This is a genomic window from Autumnicola edwardsiae, from assembly GCF_031846505.1.
GTDB lineage: Bacteria > Bacteroidota > Bacteroidia > Flavobacteriales > Flavobacteriaceae > Autumnicola > Autumnicola edwardsiae.
In genome coordinates this window covers 1-956 of the sequence record NZ_JAVRHP010000260.1, presented here as the reverse complement: position 1 = coordinate 956, position 956 = coordinate 1, and the positions used below count along the sequence as shown (strand labels likewise).

Sequence of the window (956 nt, the reverse complement as noted above, 5' to 3'; positions counted from 1 at the left end):
TTCAAAATGTTAAATTTTGACCGTACTACGGTCGTAATGGGGAATAAAATCCAATAAACCATCCCAAATTTGTAGAACGAAAGTCAAATCCTGCGAAGGGCTATCAAATTAGTTTAGACTGAGGCGATAGCTCTTTTCATTTAAAACCGTTCTATTATGCCAACAAGTATCATTACCACAGACGATCTTCGGGAATTCAAAATGGAATTGCTCGACGACATTAAAAAGCTCCTATCCCGACAAGCAACCGGGAAAATCAAAAAATACCTAAAATCTTCGGAAGTGATGGAACTGCTTCAGGTCAGTCCGGGAACACTTCAAAATCTTCGCGTCAATGGCACATTGCCCTACACAAAAGTGGGCGGTATCATTTACTACGATGCCGAAGAAATCCAGAACGTGATGACCGCAAACCGTGTGCAGCACGGATTACATTCTTAGGCGATGAATTATATAAAGCTCCTCAACGCGGCTTTTGAAAAATTCTTCTTCGATGACCGCTTGAACCCGACCCATATCAGCCTTTATATGGCCTTGTTTCAAGAATGGAACAGCAGCCGCTTTGCTGATGAGTTTTTTGTGAACCGGCGCGAGCTGATGCGCGTGGCTAAAATAGGCTCAAAATCCACATACCATCGCTGCGTAACCGACCTAGATTCTTGGGAATATCTATTCTATTTTCCATCCAATAATCCATATAAAGGCAGTAAGATCAAGATGGCCATTATCGAGACAAGTGATGAACCGGATATGGGACGGTACAATCCCGAATTGGAACAGCCTGCGGAACGGTACCATCCCATACGTGAACCGGTAGTGAACCGGCACCGTCCCACCAACGGACAAGCTGTGTACCCGCACCGTCCCACCAGTGGACAAGCATTGGTATCTAATATAAACAATACCAAACAGGTAAACATTAATAAACAGCCAAAGGGCAGGCAGGCCGTTTTAGA

General features: G+C 44.1%; 2 protein-coding genes. Both read left to right on the top strand.

Annotation, left to right across the window (positions count from 1 at the left end; genetic code table 11):
* The first annotated feature begins 156 nt into the window (after positions 1-156).
* Positions 157-441: a helix-turn-helix domain-containing protein gene (locus RM529_RS17535; RefSeq protein WP_311486024.1), complete on the top strand. Its 285-nt coding sequence runs from the start codon at positions 157-159 to the stop codon at positions 439-441.
* Between the two features lie 3 nt (positions 442-444).
* A partial coding sequence (locus RM529_RS17530; RefSeq protein ID WP_311486023.1) for a hypothetical protein occupies positions 445-956 on the top strand: 512 nt, incomplete at its 3' end.